Annotated in this window: 22 protein-coding genes; 8 read left to right on the top strand and 14 right to left on the bottom strand. The window is 64.8% G+C overall.

What is annotated here, in order from left to right; translation table 11 throughout:
* Nucleotides 1-19: 19 nt before the first annotated feature.
* Complete coding sequence (locus DPM35_RS15765; RefSeq protein ID WP_245431553.1) at nt 20-457, bottom strand: YybH family protein; 438 nt, start codon at nt 455-457, stop codon at nt 20-22.
* Between the two features lie 238 nt (nt 458-695).
* On the opposite strand from DPM35_RS15765, the gene nhaA reads away from it, so the two are divergent.
* Nucleotides 696-1,883, top strand: coding sequence for a Na+/H+ antiporter NhaA (gene nhaA, locus DPM35_RS15760; RefSeq protein WP_112128187.1), 1,188 nt, complete (start codon nt 696-698; stop codon nt 1,881-1,883).
* On the opposite strand, the gene DPM35_RS15755 is transcribed toward nhaA, so the two are convergent.
* The 3 genes from DPM35_RS15755 to DPM35_RS15745 form a co-directional block, all read right to left on the bottom strand.
* Entirely contained in the window at nt 1,880-2,917 is a 1,038-nt protein-coding gene (locus DPM35_RS15755; protein ID WP_112128186.1) for an RNA polymerase subunit sigma-70, read from the bottom strand. The two genes, nhaA and DPM35_RS15755, sit on opposite strands and share 4 nt — an antisense overlap.
* Nucleotides 2,918-2,958: 41 nt before the next feature.
* Nucleotides 2,959-3,705, bottom strand: a complete 747-nt coding sequence (locus DPM35_RS15750; RefSeq protein ID WP_112128185.1) for an SDR family oxidoreductase — start codon at nt 3,703-3,705, stop codon at nt 2,959-2,961.
* A 184-nt stretch (nt 3,706-3,889) separates the two neighbouring features.
* Nucleotides 3,890-4,390, bottom strand: a complete 501-nt coding sequence (locus DPM35_RS15745; protein WP_167512027.1) for an MmcB family DNA repair protein — start codon at nt 4,388-4,390, stop codon at nt 3,890-3,892.
* Nucleotides 4,391-4,619: 229 nt separating this feature from the next.
* Between DPM35_RS15745 and DPM35_RS15740 the strand changes: the two genes are divergently transcribed.
* The gene (locus tag DPM35_RS15740) at nt 4,620-5,090 is read left to right on the top strand and encodes a nucleoside deaminase (protein WP_112128183.1); all 471 of its coding nucleotides are present in this window, start codon (nt 4,620-4,622) and stop codon (nt 5,088-5,090) included.
* Between the two features lie 7 nt (nt 5,091-5,097).
* On the opposite strand, the gene DPM35_RS15735 is transcribed toward DPM35_RS15740, so the two are convergent.
* Nucleotides 5,098-5,808, bottom strand: a complete 711-nt coding sequence (locus tag DPM35_RS15735; protein WP_112128182.1) for an outer membrane protein — start codon at nt 5,806-5,808, stop codon at nt 5,098-5,100.
* Between the two features lie 307 nt (nt 5,809-6,115).
* Between DPM35_RS15735 and DPM35_RS15730 the strand changes: the two genes are divergently transcribed.
* Nucleotides 6,116-7,081 carry a helix-turn-helix domain-containing protein gene (locus tag DPM35_RS15730; protein ID WP_181592038.1) on the top strand — a complete coding sequence of 322 codons (966 nt, stop codon included), beginning with the start codon at nt 6,116-6,118 and terminating at the stop codon, nt 7,079-7,081.
* Between the two features lie 6 nt (nt 7,082-7,087).
* On the opposite strand, the gene cueR is transcribed toward DPM35_RS15730, so the two are convergent.
* Nucleotides 7,088-7,492, bottom strand: coding sequence for a Cu(I)-responsive transcriptional regulator (gene cueR, locus DPM35_RS15725; RefSeq protein ID WP_112128180.1), 405 nt, complete (start codon nt 7,490-7,492; stop codon nt 7,088-7,090).
* A 225-nt stretch (nt 7,493-7,717) separates the two neighbouring features.
* Between cueR and DPM35_RS15720 the strand changes: the two genes are divergently transcribed.
* Nucleotides 7,718-8,335, top strand: a complete 618-nt coding sequence (locus tag DPM35_RS15720) for a L,D-transpeptidase (RefSeq protein WP_112128179.1) — start codon at nt 7,718-7,720, stop codon at nt 8,333-8,335.
* 190 nt (nt 8,336-8,525) lie between these two features.
* Here DPM35_RS15720 and DPM35_RS15715 read toward each other — a convergent pair whose 3' ends face one another.
* The 6 genes from DPM35_RS15715 to DPM35_RS15690 form a co-directional block, all read right to left on the bottom strand.
* A complete protein-coding gene (locus DPM35_RS15715; RefSeq protein ID WP_112128178.1) occupies nt 8,526-9,095 on the bottom strand; it encodes a NifU family protein in 570 nt (189 codons plus the stop codon).
* 194 nt (nt 9,096-9,289) lie between these two features.
* Nucleotides 9,290-9,781, bottom strand: coding sequence for a universal stress protein (locus DPM35_RS15710; protein WP_112128177.1), 492 nt, complete (start codon nt 9,779-9,781; stop codon nt 9,290-9,292).
* Nucleotides 9,782-9,934: 153 nt separating this feature from the next.
* Nucleotides 9,935-11,002, bottom strand: a complete 1,068-nt coding sequence (gene trpS, locus DPM35_RS15705) for a tryptophan--tRNA ligase (protein WP_112128176.1) — start codon at nt 11,000-11,002, stop codon at nt 9,935-9,937.
* A gap of 117 nt (nt 11,003-11,119) precedes the next feature.
* Entirely contained in the window at nt 11,120-12,727 is a 1,608-nt protein-coding gene (gene murJ, locus DPM35_RS15700; protein WP_112128175.1) for a murein biosynthesis integral membrane protein MurJ, read from the bottom strand.
* 40 nt (nt 12,728-12,767) lie between these two features.
* Nucleotides 12,768-15,569: a [protein-PII] uridylyltransferase gene (locus tag DPM35_RS15695; RefSeq protein WP_112128174.1), complete on the bottom strand. Its 2,802-nt coding sequence runs from the start codon at nt 15,567-15,569 to the stop codon at nt 12,768-12,770.
* A gap of 10 nt (nt 15,570-15,579) precedes the next feature.
* Nucleotides 15,580-16,431 (bottom strand): glycosyltransferase family 25 protein, encoded by an 852-nt coding sequence (locus tag DPM35_RS15690; RefSeq protein WP_112128173.1) that lies wholly within the window; start codon nt 16,429-16,431, stop codon nt 15,580-15,582.
* 198 nt (nt 16,432-16,629) lie between these two features.
* On the opposite strand from DPM35_RS15690, the gene DPM35_RS15685 reads away from it, so the two are divergent.
* From DPM35_RS15685 to DPM35_RS15670, 4 genes are all read left to right on the top strand, one after another.
* Nucleotides 16,630-19,134 (top strand): heavy metal translocating P-type ATPase, encoded by a 2,505-nt coding sequence (locus DPM35_RS15685; RefSeq protein WP_112128172.1) that lies wholly within the window; start codon nt 16,630-16,632, stop codon nt 19,132-19,134.
* 43 nt (nt 19,135-19,177) lie between these two features.
* Nucleotides 19,178-19,567, top strand: coding sequence for a CopM family metallochaperone (gene copM / locus DPM35_RS15680; RefSeq protein ID WP_112128171.1), 390 nt, complete (start codon nt 19,178-19,180; stop codon nt 19,565-19,567).
* Nucleotides 19,568-19,655: 88 nt separating this feature from the next.
* Entirely contained in the window at nt 19,656-20,501 is an 846-nt protein-coding gene (locus DPM35_RS15675; RefSeq protein ID WP_112128170.1) for an aldo/keto reductase, read from the top strand.
* Nucleotides 20,502-20,596: 95 nt separating this feature from the next.
* Entirely contained in the window at nt 20,597-21,355 is a 759-nt protein-coding gene (locus DPM35_RS15670) for an MBL fold metallo-hydrolase (protein WP_245431551.1), read from the top strand.
* A 9-nt stretch (nt 21,356-21,364) separates the two neighbouring features.
* Here DPM35_RS15670 and DPM35_RS15665 read toward each other — a convergent pair whose 3' ends face one another.
* Both DPM35_RS15665 and DPM35_RS15660 read right to left on the bottom strand, forming a co-directional pair.
* A complete protein-coding gene (locus DPM35_RS15665; protein WP_112128168.1) occupies nt 21,365-21,934 on the bottom strand; it encodes a TetR/AcrR family transcriptional regulator in 570 nt (189 codons plus the stop codon).
* 4 nt (nt 21,935-21,938) lie between these two features.
* The gene (locus DPM35_RS15660) at nt 21,939-22,403 is read right to left on the bottom strand and encodes a nuclear transport factor 2 family protein (protein ID WP_112128167.1); all 465 of its coding nucleotides are present in this window, start codon (nt 22,401-22,403) and stop codon (nt 21,939-21,941) included.
* Between the last annotated feature and the right edge of the window lie 42 nt (nt 22,404-22,445).

Below are 22,445 nucleotides of genomic sequence, written 5' to 3'. Positions count from 1 at the left end.
CGCCCAATCACGGCCGCGTCTATCGGCGGAGTACTGAATCGGCAGGCTGAGCCGTTGTTATCGGATCGGCGTGACGATGCACGATCTTCCAAAGCCCATCTTCCGGGCGAAAGACGCTCGTCACGCGTAACGCCAGAGGCGCGACGTCGCTCCGACCGCCAACCTTGGACCTGAGCCGTTCTACTTCGACGAGGTATGCAAGCTCCGGCGTGACACACTTCGCTATGTTCTCGAAGCCAGTGGCGTCGCTGTCCCTGTAATGTGATGCCGCTCGCTCCATCGTCTCCGCGACCAGCTTCCATCCACGCGCGAAAGGGCCAAAGGGATTGCCCAGTGTTACATCGTCACGTCGGGAGTAAAGCATCTTCGCAGGAGCGCAGTTTCCTTTCATGAACTCATCCAGAGCCTGATGGTATTTTTCAACTGTCTGATCGAAGTCATTGGCGTTGAGGGACACGGCATCCTCCCTGTCGGTTTATTGCTGATCGGACTTGGCAAGCCCCGCAGGTCTGCATTTTGTGTGTCCGCAGCGATAAGGCATTTTCCCTGACGGGGCGCAGCTTGCCCAGTATACCACGGCGTGAGACAAGTTTTGCGGCAGCGTTCCACCGGTCTGGTCGACCTGCCTCGCCAGCGACGCTTGAGCATCATCCGGCAACAGGATTGCGGCCGGCGGGCCATGTGACGGAGGGACCATGCAAGACGAGCGCCCGAAATCGATCCTGCGCGAGTTCCTCGACGGCGAGGCCGCCGGCGGCATCATCCTGATGGTGGCTGCAGCCCTCGCGCTGATCGTCGCCAACTCGCCTTTGGCCGCGACTTATTTCGCCGTCCTCCACGCCTATCTCGGGCCGCTCAGCGTCTCGCACTGGATCAATGACGGGCTGATGGCGGTGTTCTTCCTGCTGGTCGGGCTCGAGATCAAGCGCGAGATGCTCGACGGGCAGCTCTCGACCTGGCCGCGCCGCGTGTTGCCCGGCATCGCCGCCGCCGGCGGCATGGCGGTGCCGGCGCTGGTCTATGTCCTGATCAACCGTGACAATCAGGCAGCGCTCTCCGGCTGGGCAATCCCCACCGCCACCGACATCGCCTTCGCGCTCGGCGTGCTTTCGCTGCTCGGCAGCCGCGTGCCGGCCTCGCTGAAGGTCTTCCTCACCGCTCTGGCCATCATCGACGATCTCGGTGCCGTCATCATCATCGCGCTGTTCTACACCAGCGGCCTGTCGCTCGCTTATCTGGCCGCCGCCTTTGCGGTTATCGCTCTGCTCGTCGTGCTCAACCGCATGCGGGCCATGAAGCTCTGGCCGTATCTCCTGCTTGGCGTCGTCCTGTGGGTGCTGGTGCTGAAGTCGGGTGTGCATGCCACACTGGCCGGCGTCGCGCTGGCGCTCACCATCCCGCTGGAGCGCTCTCCGGGCAGCAGCCACGAAACAGAACACTCGCCGCTGCACCGGCTGGAGCACGGTCTGCACAAGCTCGTGCCCTTTCTCGTCATTCCGATCTTCGGCTTTGCCAATGCCGGCGTCTCGCTCGGCGGACTGAGCTTCGCGGCGCTTGTCGAGCCGCTGACGCTGGGCGTCGCCGCCGGGCTTGTTCTAGGCAAGCTGGTCGGCGTTTTCGGCTCCTCGGCGCTGGCCATCCGCTTCGGCCTTGCCGACCTGCCGGTCAATGCCGGCTGGCTGCATATGCTGGGCATTTCGCTGCTCTGCGGCATCGGCTTCACCATGAGCCTGTTCATCGGCCTGCTCGCCTTCGCCAGCGATCCGGCGCTCCAGGACGCGGTGAAGGTCGGCATTCTTGCAGGCTCGCTGGTTGCCGCGCTGCTGGGCGCCGCCGTGCTGCTGACGGCGCCGGCGGTCGACGGGGATGAGGACGTGGACTAGACCTCCGGCGGCAGGCCGAACGCCGCAAACAGGCTGGGGCCGAGCGGCGGGACATAGATCGTCAGCGAGGCGATCTTGCCGTTGGCGGCTTCGATGACATGCAGCGAATGCGGCCGCCATGTGGAATCCTGGCGGCCGAGCGCGTAGACGCCCACGGCTGGCTGGGCGTTGGCGCCTATGCCCACCGCGCGATAGGCGGCAAAATTTCCCCAGACGGTTCCCAGGAAAGCGCCGATCGCCTGATGTCCATGGTACCATTCCCGCCAGGGCGGCATGTGGTAGACGGCGTCCTCGCGCAGCAGCTCGACGAGTCCGTCGAGATTGTCGGCCTGCCAGGCCTGCATATAGCGTTCGAGCAGCAGGCTGTCGTCCGAACTGGGCTCTGATCGCCGTGGCGGACTGCCTTGCGTGTAGTGCCCGCCAAGCGTCGTGCGGGCCCGCTGCAGGGCGCTGTTGATCGAGGCCGTGGTTCCGCCGAGCAATTGCGCGGTCTCGATGGCGGACCATCCGAGCACATCGCAAAGAAGCAAGGCCGCGCGCTGCCTGGGCGGCAACAGCTGGATCGCCGCGACGAAGGCGAGCCGCACGGCCTCGCGGACCTCGTAGCGCGCTTCCGGACCGGGCCTGTCGTCGGCAATGTCCGGCAGTTCCGCATCCGGATATGGATCCAGCCAGGCCAGCTCCGCGGTCGGGCCGCCGGTTGCCTCACCGTCGGAGGCCGGTCGTCCGGGCTGTTCGAGAATGCGCCGCGCCGACGACCTTGCCTTGATCGCGTTGAGGCAGCTCTTGGTGGCGATCGCGTAGAACCAGCCGCGCGCCGAGCCGCGTCCATCGAATTGCGACCGCGCGCGCCAGGCCTTGAGGAAGGTCTCCTGGACGAGATCCTCCGCCTCGCTGAGCGAGCCCATCATCCGGTAGCAATGCAGCTTGAGCGCGCGGCGGTGGGCGACGCTCAGGCGCTCGAAGGCCAGCCGGTCGAGGACCGGCTGGCCCGGCCGGCCCAGAGGCTCGATAGGGCCGTCGGCGTTAGTCATGGGAAGCCCGGGCGCTGAATCCGGCCGCCATCCTGCGCCCCTCATGCCGCCGCCGCAAGGCCGCTGCCGCTCACGGCGAAGGAGGTGCCCTGCGGCTTGCCCGTCGCGAGCTGGATCACCGCCTGTGCGACATCGGCCGGCGTCTGCATGTCGCTCAAGCTGGCCAGGAAGTCGGCCGGGCGAATGCCCATATAGGCGGCGATGCTGTCGATGCCGCGATCGCCAACCCCGGTGCCCGGCATGATGCGGGCCGGCGAAAGCGCCATGAAACGCAGGCCGAGGCCGAGCTTGTCGGATTCCTTCTGGCAGTGGCCGGCCAGAAATATCTGCATGCGCTTGGCGCCGGCATAGCCGCCTGAATTCGGCGGGCCGCCGCTGATGGCGGCGCCGCTGGCTATCAGCACCACCCGGCTGCCCGCCTTGAGTCGACCCTTGAGGGCTTCGCGGCAGAACAGGAACGACGCTTTGACGTCCATCTCCCAATTCGCCGAGAAGACTTCCCAGCTCTGCTCCTGGATCGGCGCGGCAGCGGCGAGCGCCCCCGCGCAGACCACCAGCACGTCGGGTGCCAGCGCATCGAAGACCGCCTGCGGCGCGGCTTCCGCCGTCGCGTCCGTGCTGAGGGTTTTCAGGCCCGGGCGCTCCCAGGCAAGCTGCTTCAGGTCGGCGGCGCCGCGGGCCACCGCAAGCACGGTCGCTCCCGCGCCAAGCGCGGCTTCCACGATCGCGCGGCCGACACCCCGGCTGCCTCCAACGACGACGACACTCTGATTTTGCAACGGTTTCATGTGATCACCTCTTCCAGGCCGCCGGCCATCCGGACGCGCCTGTAGGTGAAGACAATCGAGATCGGCGGAAATCATCGGTGCGAGACGAAAATTCTTGTCGGCCGCACGCAAGGGGTCAGTTTGCGCCCTGGCCCGACCCCGGACGTCGATGGCAAGACGCCGGCATCCAACCCTCGGGAGGAGACTATTCGCTCTCGCCGTCCAGCGCCGGCACCGCGACGCCGGCAAGCTCAGCTGCCAAGAGCCGCGCGGCGCCCGCTCGCGCGATCCGCAGCATCAGCGCCTTGCGCGTGGCAGCCGCCATGCGGTGCTCCGGCGCATCGCGCAGGATCTCCGCGCCATAGCCGTCAGAAAGGATGAAGCCGCATTCCTCGGGAAAGATGTCCTGTGGAACCCCCGGATGGGTGGCGAAGAAGAAGCGGTCGGAGTGCAGCCGGTAGTCCGGCCATTTGCGGTCGACGCGAAAATCCTCGATCGAGGATTTGATCTCGATGATCCAGATGTCACCCTGCCTGGTCAGCGCGACGAGATCGGCGCGCCGGCCGGTGGCCAAAGACAGCTCCGGCAACACATGCGCGCCCATTTCGCTGAGCAGCCGCTGCACGCCTCGCCGCACCAGCATGGCGCGCTCCGATTGGCGGCCGTCGATCAGCGGGTTGAGGGGAATCGGGGAAACGATGGGCATGGCAGGCACCATGCCAGATTTTGTTCACGGTTTGAACCCCTGCCAAGGCGGCGATTGTATGCTTCACATCGCCGCCTTGGCGGCGGTTCTGCATTTGACAGACCAAGCCGTGCGCGCGGATGGATAGGGATCCTTACCAGCGGTACACTCCAACGGCAGGCGCTAGGTGAGATCAGCTCTTGCTAATCATATGCCTCAGCCGCAATTTCGCCGTGAAAGGAATTCCTCCATGACCCGTGATCAGATGCTCGCCCACCTCCGCTCCGCCGACACCGTCGCGCGCGAGGCGGCGGCGCATGGGCATCATCCGTTCGGCAGCGTGCTGGTCGGGCCGGACGATCAGCTGCTGATGCGGCAGGGCAATCTCGACACGGTGCGTCATGCCGAGACCGAATTGGCCCGCCGCGCGGCCGCGGCCTACGAGCCGGAGTTCCTGTGGCAATGCACGCTGGTCACGACCGGCGAGCCCTGCGCGATGTGCGCCGGCACGATGTATTGGGCGAATATCGGGCGGCTGGTCTACGGCTTCGAGGAGACCGATCTCCTGGCGCTCACCGGCGATCACGAGCAGAATCCGACGATGAACCTCGCTTCCCGCACCGTATTCGCTTCCGGCCAGAAGAAGATCGAGGTCTTCGGTCCGTTTCCCGAAATCGCGGACGAGTTGCTCGCCCCGCACCGCGATTTCTGGAAGCGCTGACGCGGTCTCAGAAGCGGGTGCTACCCGCCTCGTTGAATCGGTAGACCAGCGAAAACGAAAGGGTCTGCACGGTCGGTCTGAAGGCAATGGCGCTGTCCGGCGCGCCGGTTGCGGTGACATACATGCCGGCGCTTTTGCGGCCGTAGTCGGCAAAGCGGTATTCGGTCTTCATGAACCAGCCTGGTGAAGAAATCCCCGTGAAGTCGAGCGTGTTTTCGACGCCGCCGCCCACGAACCAGCCATCATAATGTTGCCCGGCAACGCTCAATGGGACGAGCGGCGTCGGGTCGAGACCGGACCCCGTGAACTCGGCGTGGCTGTAGCCGCCATTGGCGTAGATCAGCACGTCCGGTGCCGCCAGCACGCCCAAACGAAACCCGGCGGCAAGGTTGAGCCTGTCGTTCGTGGTGCCGGAATATTGCTCGAAGGGGGCGCGGATCGAGCCTCGAATGTCGCCGAACTGAACGTCGGCAAAGGCGCCGGCCACCCAATTGGGGGTGAATTGCCAGTCGTAGCCTCCGCCGACGGTGCCAAAGCCGCCGCTCCCCGTGGTGCGTTCGGAGGGACCGGGGGCGGGGAAGCCTCCGAAATCGGTGTACTGATCGGCGCTCCACCATCCGAACCCGCCGCCGGCCGAAAGATAGAACCCGCTCCAGTCCCGGGTCGGCGCTTGCCCCGCGCCGTTCATGTCGGCCGCCGTCGCCATCGGCGGCAGCATGCTTGCGATCACGATACCGACCGCGCCCAAAAGTCTCATGCAAGAGCCCTCGATGTTTATCCTGTCCCTGCAGCCATCGTCGATTTCGCGCCCATTGTCTTGGACGTACGGGCCCCAGCGTTGGACGGGCGGGCCCGCCGCGAGATCGACCAGAAATGTTGCGCCAGCGCAACGAACGGCAGCTCAAATGATCGTCGATTGGACTGGCAGGCTCCGAGATTGGACGGTGGGGCTTACGCCGCCTCTTTGGCCGCTCCCGAAATACGAAGGCTGTGATAGGCTGCGGCCGATCAAACAGTTTCCGCCAATGCAGAAGATCGATTTTTCGTCCGACAGCCTGCCAGCGCATCTGAGCGACAAGGATCGCTTTCGCCTCTGGCGCGACATGTGGATGGAGCAGCTCGGCGACGCCGAGATCAGGCATGCCGAGGACAAGCGTTTCGCGACGGCGACGAAGATGCGCTTCCTCGGCGACCTTCGCGTCGGCCTGTTCGAGACCACGACCGAGTATTATGTGCGCACGCGCCGGCATGTCGCCAATGACCGCGACGATATCTTCGTGGGATTCTATCGCAGCCCCAGGCCGCAGGTCTGGTCGGTCGCCGATTGCGATCTGTCGCTGCAGCGCGGCAACGGCATCGCCTACAATGTCGCCCAACCCTGCCGCAGTTTCACGGAGGGCGTCACGTCCTGGGTCTTGGCCTCCATCCCCCGCGCATCGTTGCTGAGACAGGCGCCGCATGCCGACGACCGGCCGGTGACGCGGCTCGACCCGGCGAACCCGGCTGTCCGGCATCTGGAACGCACGATCGACTTTCTGCTTCAGTCCGAGGAGGTGGATGCAGACCCGGCGCTCTCGCGACAGGCCGGGTCAGCCTTGGGCGATCTGATCGCACTGGCTTTGGGGGCCAGGGGCGATGCTGCGGAGATCGCGGTAGGTCGCGGCCTGCGCGCGGCGCGGCTGCGCGAGGCTCTGGCGGTGATCGAGGCGCGTTTCGCCGACCCGGCGCTGTCAACCGAGACGCTGGCGCGCGCGGTGGGGCTTTCGCGCCGCTATCTCAATACCCTTCTGCTCGAAAGCGGGCGCACCTTTGCCGAGCGCGTCCTGGAACTGCGGCTGCAAAAGGCATGCGCCATGCTGTCGGATGTCCGCAACGACGCCACCAAGGTCAGCGACATCGCTTTAGCCGCCGGGTTCAACGATGTGTCCTATTTCAACCGGCGGTTCCGGGGCCGGTTCGGCGCCTCGCCCACGCAATATCGCGGCGGGTAGTTCCTGTCAGGCAGGCACCTGATCCGCCGCGCCCGCCATGTCGTCCAGGATCGGGCAGTCCGGCCGGTCGTCGCCGTGGCAGGCGTGGATCAGCTTCTGCAGCGTCGAGCGCATCGACTGCAATTCGCGCACCTTCTCCTCGATCGCCCTGACATGGGCGGCGGCGATCTCGCGCACGTCGTGGCTGGCGCGGTCGCGGTCCTGATAGAGCGCCATCAGCTGCCTGCAATCGTCGATTGAGAAGCCGAGATTGCGCGCGCGGCGCAGAAAGGCGAGCCGGTGGACGTCGTCGCCGGAGTAGTCGCGATAGCCGTTCTCGGCTCGCGCCGGACGGATCAGGCCGATCTCCTCGTAGTAGCGAATGGTCTTGGCCGGCAGGCCGGAACGCTCGGCGGCATCTCCGACATTCATGGCGTTCTCCCTAATGTCCGGCAGCCTTCCAGCTGCCCTATTGATTTTGCTTCACAATCCTGTGAGGCCTGTTGCGGAAATGCCGCAGTTCGGCATCTACCGGCACGTAAAGCCTTGCATATAGGCAGTGCGCGCTTGGCAAGCAAAAGAAATGCCAGCATGAATGATGGCAAGAAGGCGGCCGACTCGTGCCGCTGATACAGAGACAGGGCGTCGGACCTTTTCATGCGCTTGAAGTCACTTGCAATCCTCGCCGCTCTTGCGCTGTCGACCGCGGTCAGCGGCTGCAGCACCATCGGCGGGCAGTTGTTCACCAACAACTATGGCGCGATGACCGACGCCGGCTATCAGCTGCCGCGCATCCCGATCGAGAAGGTTCCCGCGAGATTCCACCGCCAGGAAGTGCGGTATGATTCTTCTGAGAAGCCCGGCACCATCATCGTCGATACCCAGAACAAGTTCCTCTACTTCATCGAGGGCGACGGCATGGCGATGCGCTACGGCATCGGCGTCGGCCGCGAGGGTTTCGAGTGGCACGGCACCGCCCATATCGCGCTGAAGCGCGAGTGGCCGACCTGGACGCCGCCCTCGCAGATGATCAAGCGCCAGCCCGAGCTCGCCAAGTTCGCCGGCGGCATGGAGCCGGGCCTGAAGAACCCGCTCGGCGCGCGCGCCATGTATCTCTTCAACAAGGGCGGCGACATGGGTTACCGCCTGCATGGCAGCCCGGAATGGTTCTCGATCGGCAAGGCGATGTCGTCGGGCTGCATCCGGCTGATGAACCAGGACATTATCGACCTCTACGACCGCACGTCGGTCGGCGCCAAAGTCATCGTGATGTAAGGACCATGATCCCGAAAAGTGGAAGCCGGTTTTCGGAAAAGATCATGGTCAACTAGAAAGTTTCGCAGGCGGACCGTCTAGGCAACAACAAGACGTCCAAGAACAGAAAACCGGGCTGTTGGGGCCCGGTTTTTTGTTTTTGGAATTGGGAAGAGTTCTCTCCGCCGAGTTGCCCGGCGGTGTGGAAATGTCAGGCGACTTGCTCGACCTGCTGCACCTCCGGCACGAAGTGGCGAAGCAGGTTCTGGATGCCGTGCTTCAAAGTCGCCGTCGACGACGGGCAGCCGGCGCAGGCGCCCTTCATGTGCAGGAACACCGTGCCATTCTCGAAACCGCGGAAGGTGATGTCGCCGCCGTCCTGGGCAACCGCGGGGCGCACTCGCGTGTCGAGCAGTTCCTTGATGGTCAGCACCAGTTCTTCATCGGCCTTGTCGTAGAACTCGCCGGTCTCGCCGGCTTCGCGCGCCGGGGCGGTCGAGGCCATGACCGGCGCACCGGACATGAAGTGTTCCATGATCGCGCCAAGGATGGCCGGCTTCAAATGCTGCCAGTCGGGGCCGTCCTTGGTGACGGTGACGAAATCATAGCCGAAGAAGACGCCCGTGACGCCCGGGATCTCGAACAGCCGGCCGGCCAGCGGCGAGGCTTCTGCCGCGGCTTCGGCGTTGCGGAAATCGGCGGTGCCTTCGCGCAGCACTTCCTTGCCCGGAAGAAACTTCAACGTCGCCGGGTTCGGCGTCGATTCGGTCTGGATGAACATGGGTCTCTCCAGGCCCTTCTCGGGCCGATAGTTTGGAATAATTCTAAATAGGCTCTATCGGCTCGACATTCAAGCGAAACACGTCGCCCCAACGGCTGGCTGGCGGAATGTTTTTCGAACCCTCATTCACTTGAGAGTGCTGAGATTCAGGTCAGGCCGTTCGCAGGCCGGCCTCACCTGAATATCGGCACATCTCAGGCGAGGCTGTCGATTTCCTCGTCCGACAGGTTTTGCGGCACGACCGTCACCGGAATGGGGAAGGCCGCGGCCCGCCCGGCAACCGCGCTGACCAGCGGCCCCGGGCCTTCCTTGCCGGCGCCGGCCGCCAGCACCAGGATGGCGATGTCCTGGTCTTCCTCGATCAGCTTGTGGATTTCTTCGGTCGGCTTGCCCTCGCGCACCACCAGTTCCGGTTCGATGCCGACGCTCTGGCGCACCTTGTTGGCGTAGCCGTCTAGCGCCGCGCGCGCCGTCGCGTTTGCTTCCTCGCGCATGATCTTTTCCACGCCCAGCCAGTGCTGGAAGTCGTCCGGCTCGATGACATAGAGCAGCACCAGGACGCCGCTGGTGTGCTGCGCCCGCTTCGAGGCGTAGGCGACGGCGCGCTCGCATTCGGGCGTGTCGTCGATAATCGCCAGGAATTTGCGGCGATGGCCGACTTCGCGGCTGAGGCGTTTGGAGACCATGTCTATCTGCTCGGTATCAATTCGGCCGCAATCTGCCACCGCCACGGACCGGCGGCAAGCCGCCGGCCGGCGTGGCAATGGTCCCAGAGCAATTCCAGGAAAAGTGTGTAGCGGTTTTCCGTCCGGAATTACGTCGAAACAACTACTTGTCGATCAGTCCTGCAGCAGGCCGATGATGTCTCGCACCGTCTTCATCGTGCCCTCGGCGATTGCGCGGGCCCGGTTGCCGCCGTCCTTGAGCACGGCGTCGACATAGGCGCGATCGCCCTCGATGCGGCGCATCTCGGAAGCGATCGGCGCCAGCTTCTCCACGGCAAGATCGGCAAGCGCCGGCTTGAATACGGAAAACTGCTGGCCGCCATATTCTCTCAGCACGTCTTCCTTCGAGATTTCCGCGAGGCCGGCATAGATGCCAACAAGGTTCTCCGCCTCGGGCCGGCTTGCAAGTCCGTCCAGCTCGCTCGGCAAGGCCTCCGGATCGGTCTTGGCCTTGCGGATCTTCTTCGAGATGGTGTCGGCGTCGTCGGTCAGGTTGATGCGCGACAGGTCGGACGGGTCCGACTTCGACATTTTCTTGGAGCCGTCGCGCAGGCTCATGATGCGCGCGGCCGGACCGCCGATGACCGGTTCGGTGATCGGGAAATAGCCGTTCACGGTCTCCTCGCCGACCTGCATTTCGACGCCGACGCCAAGGGCGGCGATCTTTTCGGAGAAGTCGTTGTTGAATTTCTGCGCGATGTCGCGGGTAAGTTCCAGATGCTGCTTCTGGTCCTCGCCCACCGGCACATGGGTGGCGCGGTAGAGCAGGATGTCGGCGGCCATCAGGCTCGGATAGGCGAGCAGGCCAAGCGAGGCGTTCTCGCGGTCCTTGCCGGCTTTGTCCTTGAACTGCGTCATCCGGTACATCCAGCCGATGCGCGCCACGCAATTGAAGATCCAGGCAAGTTCGGCATGCTGGATGACCCGCGACTGGTTGAAGACGATGTGCTTCTTCGGATCGATGCCGGAGGCGAGGAACGCCGCGGTGATCGAGCGGGTCTGGTCGCCGAGGTCCTGGTGGACGAGCTGCGCCGTCAGCGAATGCAGGTCGACGACGCAATAGATGCAGTCGGACTGTTCCTGGAGGGCGACGAATTTCTTGATGGCGCCGAGATAGTTGCCGAGATGCAGGTTGCCGGTCGGCTGGACGCCCGAAAAGACGAGTGGCTTGAAGGCAGTCATGATGTCCTCATGGCTTGTGGAGGGCCGTTTCGCGCGCGGCGAAAGTCTTTCGACGGCGGGCTTATGAACGAAGGTCGCGACGGGATCAAGACTGGTGTTGTTGCAAGCCTGCTCGGCTTATTCGTCCAGGCCAGTATTTGATTCCCGCGGCACGCTCTTGGCCTCGCCCCGCTTCACATTTCTGCGGATCATGCCGAAATCGGCGCCGCCGGTGCCGAAGGCGGCGATGAAGTAGAGCGCCGCACCGCCGCCGACCAGCGCGAACAGCGTCGTCGCCTTCACCACCAGCGGCGAGCCGGGCCCGAGCCGCGCGGCGAAGTAGTGCTCGGCGAAGTAAAGCGCGATCGCCATGATCACGGCGGACAGCACCAGCCTTGGAATTCGCTTCAAGAGCGGGATGTCGCGGCCCCAATGTCCCCGCCGGATCAGCATGGCGAGCAGCATCAGCGCATTGACCCAGCCGGCGACGGCCGAGGCCACCGCGATGCCCGGCGCGCCCATCGACGGAAACAGGCTGAGCGCCGTGGCGACGTTCACGCCGACCGAAATGGCCGCGAAGATCATCGGCGTGCGCGTGTCCTCGCGCGCGAAATAGCCGGGCGTGAAGGCCTTGATCAGCACGAAGGCGGGCAGGCCGAGGCCGAAGATCGCCAGGATGGAGGCGACGATCGGCGTCGAGTGGTTGGCGGCGAAGGCGCCGCGCTCATAGACCAGCCGCACGATCGGTTCCGACATCACCCAGAGCGCCGCCGCCGCCGGCAGCGTCATGAACAGGGTGAACTCGACCGAGCGGTTCTGAAGGTTCGCCGCCTCGACAAGGTTGCCCGATTTCAGCGCCCGCGACAGTTCCGGCAACAGCACGATGGCGACCGCCACGCCGACGACGCCAAGCGGCAATTGATAGATGCGATCGGCATAGGCGAGCGACGACACGGCGCTGTTCTGTGCCGAGGCGATCGCCGTGCCGATCAGCTGGTTGATCTGGGTGATGCCGCCGGTGATCGCCGCCGGCAGCGCCAGGATCAGCAGCCGCTTGACGTTCGGCGTCATCTTCGGACGGCGAAAGCCGATCGAGATGCCGGCATTGCGCACCGCGATCCAGACGATGGCGAGCTGCACGATGCCCGCCGCCAGCACGCCCCAGGAGAGGCCGAAGCCGACATCATGCGCGTCCAGCCCATGATACCAGGCATAACCCAGCACGCCGATCAGGATGATGTTGAGGAAGGCGGGCGCGATCGCCGCCGCGAAATAGCGGCGCAGCGAGTTCAGCATGCCGGCCATCATGGCGCCGAGCGACATGCAGATGAGGTAGGGGAACATGATCGTCGCCAGCGTGACGGTCGTCTCGAACTTGCCCGGAATGTCGGCGAAGCCCGGCGCCACCAGGTAGCGCACGATCAGCGGCATCGCTAGTTCCATGGCGATGGTGAGCGCAAGCAGCGCCGAAAACAGCACGCCGAACACTTCCTCCGAGAAACGCTTGGCGCCTTCATTGCCATGCTGCTCGATCTCCTTGGCGAAGAGCGGCACGAAAGCGGCGTTGAAGGCGCCCTCGGCGAACAGCCGCCGGAAGGTGTTGGGGAACTGGAAGGCGGCGTTGAAGGCGTCGGCGACCGGACCGGTGCCGAGTGCTGCCGCCATCAGCATCTCGCGGCCGAACCCCAGCGCGCGGCTCATCAGCGTGCCGGAAGCGACGGTGGCGAATTTCTTGACCAAGCTCATGCTGGAGACGACTGCCAGGGAAATTGCGTCAAATGGATGGTCACTCGGCCGCCGCCTTGGCCTTGCCGTTGCGTTCGGACGAATTGCCTTCCAGCGTATCGATCAGCCGCTTGTGGATGGTGGCCGTGCGCGTCGGGCTGTCGATCTTCTGTCCGGTCAGGTCGGTGACGTAGAATGTGTCGATGACCTTTTCGCCGAAGGTCGTGATATGCGCCGAGGCGATGTCGAGCGACAGGTCGGACAGCGTGCCGGTGATCTCGGAGAGCAGGCCAGGCCGGTCCAGCCCCTCGACCTCTATCACCGAAAAACGATTCGACAGCGTGTTGCGGATCTCGGCGCGCGGCGGGATGCGGAACGCCTTGGCGCCGCGCTTCGGCTTGGTGCGCTTCTCGATCATCTCGGGCAGCCAGCTCTTGCCGGAAAGCACGTCCTCGATCAGCCGGCCGACGCGCTCGGCGCGGCGCTGCTCGTCCTCGTCGAGGTCGAACTCCCGGGAGATCAGGATGGTGTCCAGCGCCCGTCCGTCGGAAGTGGTGAAGATCTGCGCGTCCACGATGTTGCCACCGGCCGCGGCACATGCCCCCGCGATGATCGAAAGCAGGCGCGGATGGTCCGGCGCCAGCACAGTGATCTCGGTCACCGCCTCAAATTCATGCGTCTTGACCATGGTCGCGAGCTTCTTGCCCGCCGCATCCGCCTCACGGATGAATTCGGCGTGGCGCAGCTGGTCGTTGAGGTCGACCGTCAGCAGGTAGTTTTCATAGTGCTGCGCGACATAGCGCTTGCGCTCCTTGGCCGGCCAGGCCGCGAGCGCCTCGGCCAGCCGTTCGCGCGCGGCCGCGGTGCGTTGCGCACGCGACACTTCCGAGAAGCCGCCGGTCAGCAGCAACTCGGTCTCGTAATAGAGCGTGCGCAGCAGCTGCCCTTTCCAGCCGTTCCACACACCCGGCCCGACGCCGCGTATGTCGCAGACGGTGAGGATCAAAAGCAGCTTCAGCCGCTCGACCGACTGCACGATCGAGGCGAAATCCTCGATCGTCTTGCGGTCGTTGAGGTCGCGCGTCTGCGCCGTCATCGACATCACGAGATGGTTCTCGACCAGCCAGGCGACCGTCTCGGTATCGGCCGCCGACAGACCCATATGCGGACAGATGCGCCGCGCGATCCTGGCGCCGGCCTCCGAATGGTCTTCCGGCCGGCCCTTGGCGATGTCGTGCAGCAGCACCGCGACATAAAGCGCCTCGCGGCTCTTCTTCAGCCCCGGCATCAGCGAATGCGCCAGCGGGTGAATCTTCTCGCCATCGCCGCGCTCGATCTCGGCCAGCACGCCGATGCAGCGGATCAGGTGCTCGTCCACCGTGTAGTGGTGGTACATCGAGAACTGCATCATGGCGACGATCTTGCCGAAATCGGGGATCAGCCTGCCGAGCAGCCCGGCCTCGTTCATGCGCCTGAGATTGAGCTCGGCGTTGCGGTCCGAGGTCAATATGTCGAGGAACAGCCGGTTGGCCTCCTCATCGCGCCGGAGCGACTTGTTGACCAGGCCGAGCGAGCGGGTAAGCAGCTTCAGCGCGTCGGGATGGAACTCCAGCCCATGCTTGTCGGCGAACCAGAACAACCTCAGCAGGTTGACCGGGTCGCGCTCGAACACGCCGTCGTCGGCGACGTTGATGCGGTGGTTGTCGACGATGAAATCGGAGGTGCCGGCAAGCTTGCGCTTGCGCCGCTGGAAGGTGAGGAAGATGCGGTTGAAGCCCGGCACATGCTTGGCCTGCTCTTCCTCGAGCGCCGCGCAGAAGATGCGGGTGAGGTCGCCGACATCCTTGGCGACGAGGAAATAGTGCTTCATGAAGCGCTCGACCGCCGACAGGCCGGGATGCGTGGTGTAGCCCAGACGTTCGGCGATCTCGCGCTGGATGTCGAAATGCAGTCGCTCCTCCGCCTTGCCGGTCAGGAAATGCATGTGGCAGCGCACCGCCCACAGGAAATCCTCCGCCTTCTGGAACTCGCGATATTCGGCTTCGGTGAAGACGCCTTTCTCGACCAGCTCCTCGCCGGTGCGCACGCGGTAGAAATATTTGCCGATCCAGAACAGCGTCTGCAGGTCGCGCAACCCGCCCTTGCCGTCCTTGACGTTGGGCTCGACCAGATAGCGGCTTTCGCCCGCCTTGGCATGGCGCTCGTCGCGCTCGGCGAGCTTGGCCTGCACATATTCCGGTCCGGTCGTGCGCACCACCTCATGGTCGAAACGGGTGAGCAGCTCATCATAGAGCTTGCGCTCGCCCCACAGGAAACGCGCCTCGAGGATCGAGGTGCGGATCGTGATATCGCTGCGCGAGAGTCTCAGGCAGTCCTCGATGTTGCGGGTGGCGTGGCCGACCTTGAGCCCCAGGTCCCACAGCATGTAGAGCATGTACTCCACGATCTGCTCGCCCCATGGCGTCTGCTTGTAGGGCAGCAGGAACAGGAGATCGATATCGGAGCCCGGCGCCAGCGTGCCGCGGCCGTAGCCGCCGACCGCCACGACCGCCATGCGCTCGGCCACCGAACGGTTCTTGACCCGGTAGACATGGGTGGCGGCGAAATCATAGAGCGCCCGGATCAGCTCATCCATCAGATGCGAGAGCCGCTCGGCGCAGGCATTGCCGCCGCCATCCTCCTTGAGCATGGCCTCGGCGATCTTGCGCCCCTCCGCCAGCCTGGCTTTGAGCAATTGGAGGACAGCAGTACGAACCGCCGGTCCCGAACCGTCGCCGGCGCTTGCCGACGTCAGCGCGGTCAGGTCGCGGCGCAAGGTGTCGCCATCGATGATTTCGTTGAGTTTCAAGGAGATCTTTGCCATTCGGCGGCGTCTATAGCGCGTTTTCGCGGCGCTGTGTATGGGGCCGGCGGATGCGCTTCCCGCCATGGGCGAACGGCACGATCACCCACTGCCGCAACCGGCATAAATCCGCAATTTGCAGCGATAGCCGCCGAATCTCGCGGCGGACCTTGTCGTACACGGATGCCCTCGGCTTTTGGCGGACCTCCCCGAGGGCATGCTGCTCCTGGCGATTCTGCTTGAGCAGGCTTGGGAATCTGACCCTTTCCCGCCCGAGGAATTGCTCCTGCGCGCAAAGCGCAGGCCATAGTTGGTAGACGATCTTGCCGGGCGAGGTCTCGAGCTCAGGGTTGAACAGCACATGGTCGACGGGGAAGCGAATTTCCTGCGTCGCCTCCAGAAGGGCGCCGGCGGCCTTTCTTGACACGATGTAGCCGGCGCTGCCCAAATGGACGCCGTATAGCCTGCTTGCCGAGAAGCCATGGCCGGCAGAAACCTGGTTTAGTCCGACGACTGTTCTGTGGAAGAACGTCTCGAGCTTGACGATATCGGTGTCTGCCGGAATCCATCTCCGGTCCCCCAGCAGCTGGCCCGTTTTCTCCGAAAGCACCACGTCGTCCTCGAAGATCGCGACATAGGCGTCGTCGCCGGCCGCGATGGCGGACCAGCAGGTCCTGTGGCTTAACAGGCACGCGATCTCGCCATCCGTCAGCCGTGTCCCCGAGACCGGCCGCTTGCGCACCGGCATCGAAGCCAGGTCCGGCCGGGCCAGCGCGTCCACCGCGGCGACACGCTCGAAAGTCATGCCGGCTCGCTCGAATTCGGCTGTCACATGCGCCAGCCTGTCGGTGGAGCGGTCGAGATTTATGACGAGGCATTTCATCGGGTGCGGTTCGCTGAGCTCAAAATGGCGGCGTGCATAGCATGGCGGCCGTCTTTGGCGCGCGCTAATTCCGGCAAGAATGCCTCCAGTCTGCCGTGGCGCGGCGCAACAGGCAAAAAATCGCGGGTCCGCCCCTTGACCTTCCAGTTGCTGGAAGGACTACCTCCGCCACAATTCGAGAATTCCGAGGCATTGCCGATGACCCATTCCGACCACAACCATCATCACTCGCATGGCGGGTCCTGCTGCTCCGCGAAAACTGCAGCGACCACGGCCGAAGCCGTGATTCGCGATCCTGTCTGCGGCATGACGGTCGATCCGGCGGCCGGCAAGCCGACGGCCGAGCATGGCGGACGAACCTTTCATTTCTGCAGCGAGCGCTGCCGCAACAAATTCGTTGCCGAGCCGGAGAGCTACCTGACGGCTATCGATCCTGTCTGCGGCATGAGCGTCGACCGCGCCAGCGCCCGGCACTTTCTGCGCCATGATGGTCAGGGCTTCTATTTCTGCTCCGCCGCTTGCCAAGGCAAGTTCGAGGCGGAGCCGGCAAAATATCTTGCCGGCCGGCCCGAGCCGCAGCCGATGCCGAAGGGAACGCAATACACCTGCCCGATGCACCCCGAAATCATCCGCGACAAGCCCGGCTCCTGCCCGATCTGCGGCATGGCGCTGGAGCCGATGGGCGTGCCGACGGGCGACGAAGGCCCGAATCCCGAGCTGGTCGATTTCACGCGCCGGTTCTGGGTCAGCGCGGCGCTTTCAGTGCCCCTCCTGATCTTCGCCATGGCGCCGATGCTGGGCCTCAGCTTCGAAAGTCTCATCGACGGCCGGACGAAAACGTGGGTAGAGCTGGCGCTGGCGAGCCCGGTGGTGCTTTGGGCGGCGTTTCCGTTCTTCCATCGCGGCTGGGAGTCGGTTGTCAACCGCAGCCCCAATATGTGGACGCTGATTTCGCTGGGCGTCGGCGCCGCCTATCTCTACAGCGTGGTCGCCGCCCTGTTTCCAGACATCTTCCCGCATCAGTTCCGCGGCCATGACGGCGCCGTGCCGGTCTATTTCGAGGCTGCTGCCGTGATCGTCGCGCTCGTCTTCCTCGGCCAGGTGCTGGAGCTCAGAGCCCGCGAGCGCACCGGCTCGGCCATTCGCGCGCTCCTCGACCTTGCCCCGAAGACGGCGCGTCTGATCGGCGCCGACGGTTCCGAGAAGGATGTGCCGCTCGACAGCGTCCAGACCGGCGACCGGCTGCGCATCCGTCCGGGCGACGCGGTTCCCGTCGACGGCATTGTGCTTGAAGGTCGCTCGGCGATCGACGAATCGATGATTACGGGCGAACCGCTGCCGGTCGAGAAGACGGAAGGCTCCGCGCTTACCGGCGGCACGCTGAACAAGAACGGCTCGCTGGTCATGCGCGCCGAGAAGGTCGGCGCCGAGACCACGCTGTCGCGCATCGTCGAGATGGTCGCCAAGGCGCAGCGGTCGCGCGCGCCGATCCAGGGGCTGGCCGACCGCGTGTCCTTCTATTTCGTTCCGGCCGTGGTGCTGGTCGCCATCATCGCTTTCATCGCCTGGGCGCTCCTCGGACCGGAGCCGAGCCTGATCTTCGCCATCGTCTCGGCTGTATCGGTGCTGATCATCGCCTGTCCCTGCGCGCTTGGCCTGGCGACGCCGATGTCGATCATGACGGCGACCGGACGCGGCGCGCATGCCGGCGTGCTGATCAAGGAAGCGGCGGCGCTGGAGCGTTTTGCCTCGGTCGACACGCTGATCGTCGACAAGACCGGCACGCTGACCGAAGGCAAGCCGCGGCTCACCGACGTCGTCGCGGCCGGAGATATCGGCGAGAACGAGCTGCTGGGCCTTGCCGCCGCGCTCGAAAAGGGCTCGGAACATCCTCTGGCCGAGGCGATCGTCGAGGGCGCCGTCGCGCGCGGCCTGACGCTGGCCGAAGCCGTCGATTTCGAAGCTGTCACCGGCAAGGGCGTCTCGGGCACGGTTTCGGGCAGGAAGGTCGCGCTCGGCAATGCGGCGATGATGGCGGACCTCGGCGTCGAAACGCCGGCGGCCAATGCCGAGGCGATGCAGGCCGAAGGCAAGACGGCCATGTTTGTGGCCGTCGACGGCGGCTTCGCCGGCATCGTTGCCGTGGCCGATCCCATAAAGGCGACGACGGCCGAGGCGATCAAGGCCCTGCATGACAAGGGTCTGAGGATCATCATGGCAACCGGCGACAACGAGCGCACGGCAAAAGCGATCGCCGGCAAGCTCGGCATCGACGAGGTTCGCGCCGGCCTGTTGCCGAATGAGAAGGGCGCGCTGGTCGAGCAACTGCGCGCGAACGGCGCTGGCGTTGCCATGGCCGGCGACGGCGTCAACGATGCGCCCGCGCTGGCTGGCGCCGATGTCGGTATCGCCATGGGCACCGGCGCCGATGTCGCGGTCGAGAGCGCCGGCATCACGCTGGTCAAGGGCGACCTCAACGGCATCGTCAGGGCGCGCACGCTGGCCCAGGCGACGATCCGCAACATCCGCCAGAACCTGTTCTTCGCCTTTCTCTACAATGTGCTCGGCGTGCCGGTCGCGGCCGGCTTGCTCTATCCGCTCACCGGCACGCTTCTGTCGCCGATGCTGGCGGCGGCGGCGATGAGCCTGTCGTCGGTGTCGGTCATTACCAACGCTTTGCGGCTGAGGACGTTGAAACTCTGAACGAATCCCCCAGATACGAACCTCAACCACAAGGAGACCTTGAATGACCCTGGCCAAGAAAATCGTGCTGCTGCTGATGGCGGCGGGAATGCTGCTTGCCGTCTTCCTCGAAAGCGTTCCGGCCTCGTCGGAGGAGATGAAGCACGACATGTCCAAGATGGCGATGGGCGCCCAGAACCCGGCCACGGCGGGCTATGAGGCGGCGATGAAGAAGATGCACAAGGACATGATGATCAAATACACCGGCAATGCCGATGTCGATTTCGTCCGCGGCATGATCCCGCATCATCAGGGCGCCATCGACATGGCCAAGGTGGTGATCGCCAACGGCAAGGATCCGGAAATCCGCAAGCTCGCCGAAGGCGTGGTCCAGGCGCAGGAAGCCGAGATCAAGGAAATGAAAGACTGGCTCGCCAAGCACCCGGCGAAGTAGCCGCTCCTGGAAATCCAGGCGGCCAGCGGCTTCGCTCTGGATTTCCGGTTTTGGCTGTGCTGCGATCCGGCCCAACGCGGAGAAAGCCATGCCGTCAACAGTCAGAACCCTCAAGCTGCCGTCCGGCGAAACCGTTCCGGTGCTGGGCCAGGGCACGTGGAAGATGGGGGAGGACCGCCGCCGCCGCGCCGATGAGGTGGCGGCGCTGAAGCTCGGGCTCGACCTCGGCATCACGCTGATCGACACCGCCGAAATGTACGCCGGCGGCGGCGCCGAGGAGGTGGTGGCGGAGGCGATCGCCGGGCGCCGTAACGAGACCTTCCTGGTCTCCAAGGTGCTGCCGTCGAACGCCTCGCGCGCCGGCGTGAAGCGCGCCTGCGAGGCCAGCCTGAAGCGGCTTTCCACCGACCGGATCGATCTATATCTGCTGCATTGGCCAGGCAGCGTGCCGCTGTCCGAAACCGTCGAGGCCTTCGAAACCTTGAAGAGGGAAGGCAAGATCCGCCACTGGGGCGTCAGCAATTTCGACACGGACGAGATGGAAGACCTTGTCGGCCTGCCGTCCGGCGGCAACGTCCAGACCAATCAGGTGCTCTACAACCTGTCGCGGCGAGGCCCGGAATTCGATCTGGCCCCATGGTGTGCGGAGCGCGGCATCCCGCTGATGGCCTATTCGCCGGTGGAGCAGGGCGCGCTGGCGCGCAATGCGCGGCTGGAGGCCGTCGCCGCCCGGCACGACGCCACCGCCGCGCAGATCGCGCTCGCCTGGGTGATGGCGCAGCCGGGCGTCATCGCCATTCCGAAGGCCGGACGCCAGGAGCATGTCCGCCAGAATGCCGCCGCGCTCGACATCAAGCTGACGCCCGAGGATTTCGCCGATCTCGACCGCGCTTTCCCGTCGCCGACGCGCAAGCGCGGGCTGGAAATGATCTAGCCGAAAACCTCGATCCGGATTTGCGACTGAACCGGGAGCAGGCATTGGAACGAATTTCAGCCGGACCCCATCACACGGGCTATAAAATCGGCGACTTGACCGTCACGTCGCTGCGCGACGGTTATGTCGACATGCCCGTCCGGCGACTGCGCCAGCCGGGAGACAAGCCCTTCGGCGACGATCTCCCCTCGCAGGTGCCGCTCTTCGACGGCGCGCTCAGATTGTCGGTCAATGCCTTTGCCATCGACGACGGCGAAGAAATCACGCTGATCGATACGGGCTCCTCGAACGCCTGGCATCCGACAATGGGGTTCCTGCCCCAGGCACTGAGTGAGGCGAGGATCGCCGTCGATCGGATACGCACGGTTGCCTTTACCCACACGCATCTCGACCATATCCACGGGCTTATCCTTGCCGATGGTCGCGCCGGTTTCCCGCAGCTTTCCCGCCTGCTTGTGCCCCGAGCCGAGCTCGACATGTTCCGGTCGGTGGCGAGGCTGGGCCGCTTCCATGATCAGTCGGAACCTTTGGACCCTGGACAGCGCCCGAGCGCGAATATCGAGGCCGTCGCCGCTTCCGGCCACGAAATCGGGCACACATGCTTTCGTGTCACGAGCGGCGGCGAAACATTACTGGTCTGGGGCGACCTCGTGCATGTGCCGTCGCTTCAGTTCGAGCGGCCGGACATCACATGGGAGTTCGACGCCGACCAGGAACGGGCGCGGGCAACCCGGCTACGCATCTTGGCGCTTGCCGCCGACAACGCCTGGTGCATTGCCGGAGCGCATCTCGATTCACCCGGCGTCGGCCGGATTTCCCGAACCGAAACGGGTTTTCGCTTCGAGCCCTTGTAGCGACCGGCCCTAGATATTGGCCGCCAGCCCAAGCCGCATCCGCAGTCGCCGCAAGGCCCTTGAAAACACCTCGAGGTCGTTGGCGGCGCGGGCAAGCGTGAGGGCGCCCTGGATGCCGGCGACGGCTTCCTCGGCCAGCTCGCCGGCCTCGCCCGGTGGGTGCCCGGATCGCGCCAGCGCATCGGCGAGATGCGTGACCCAGCGGCCGAAATAGTCCCTTATCTGGCCCGCGAAGAGATCGCGCGACTCATCCAGCGCGAAGGCGCCGATAAGGCAAACCCGACGCCCGGAGCGGAAATAGCTGTCCGTCGCCTCGAGCATCTGATCGATCCCGGCCAACGGATCGGCGCTGTCGCGCAACGGCGCAAAGACATTGTCCTCGAACCAGCCGTCGATATGGGCAATGACGGCTCTCGCCATCTCTTCCTTGCCGCCGGGAAAGAAGTGGTAGAGGCTTCCTTTACCCAGCCCCGTCGCTTCGCCGATCAGGGCCAGGCTGGCGCCCTCATACCCATGCTCGCGGAAAACCTCGGCAACGATCCCCAGCAACTGGTCGCGATCCGGAGCGATGCGCCGCACCGGCTTAGAGCCCGAGTTCGGAAAGGCCGGGATGGTCGTCCGGCCGGCGGCCGAGCGGCCAATGATATTTCCGCTCGCTCTCCGTGATCGGCAGGTCGTTGATGCTCGCCACACGCCGGCGCATCAGCCCGGCTTCGTCGAACTCCCAGTTCTCGTTGCCGTAGGAGCGGAACCAGTGGCCGCTGTCGTCGCGCCATTCATAGGCGAAGCGCACCGCGATGCGGTTGTCGTTCCAGGTCCAGACCTCCTTGATGAGCCGGTAGTCCAGCTCGCGCGCCCATTTGCGCTGTAGGAAGCCGACAATCTCGCCGCGGCCTGAAATGAATTCGGCCCGGTTCCGCCAGGCGCTGTTTTCGGTATAGGCGAGCGAAACCCGTTCCGGGTCGCGGCTGTTCCAGGCATCCTCCGCAAGGCGCGCCTTTTGCGCCGCCGTTTCGGCCGTGAAGGGCGGCAATGGCGGACGGCTCATGAGACCTCCTGTCGGTTTCGATTGTCGACCGACATTGTACCG

It is taken from the genome of Mesorhizobium atlanticum, assembly GCF_003289965.1.
In the GTDB taxonomy this organism is placed as follows: Bacteria; Pseudomonadota; Alphaproteobacteria; order Rhizobiales; family Rhizobiaceae; genus Mesorhizobium; species Mesorhizobium atlanticum.
This window is presented reverse-complemented; position numbering and strand designations above follow the sequence as displayed.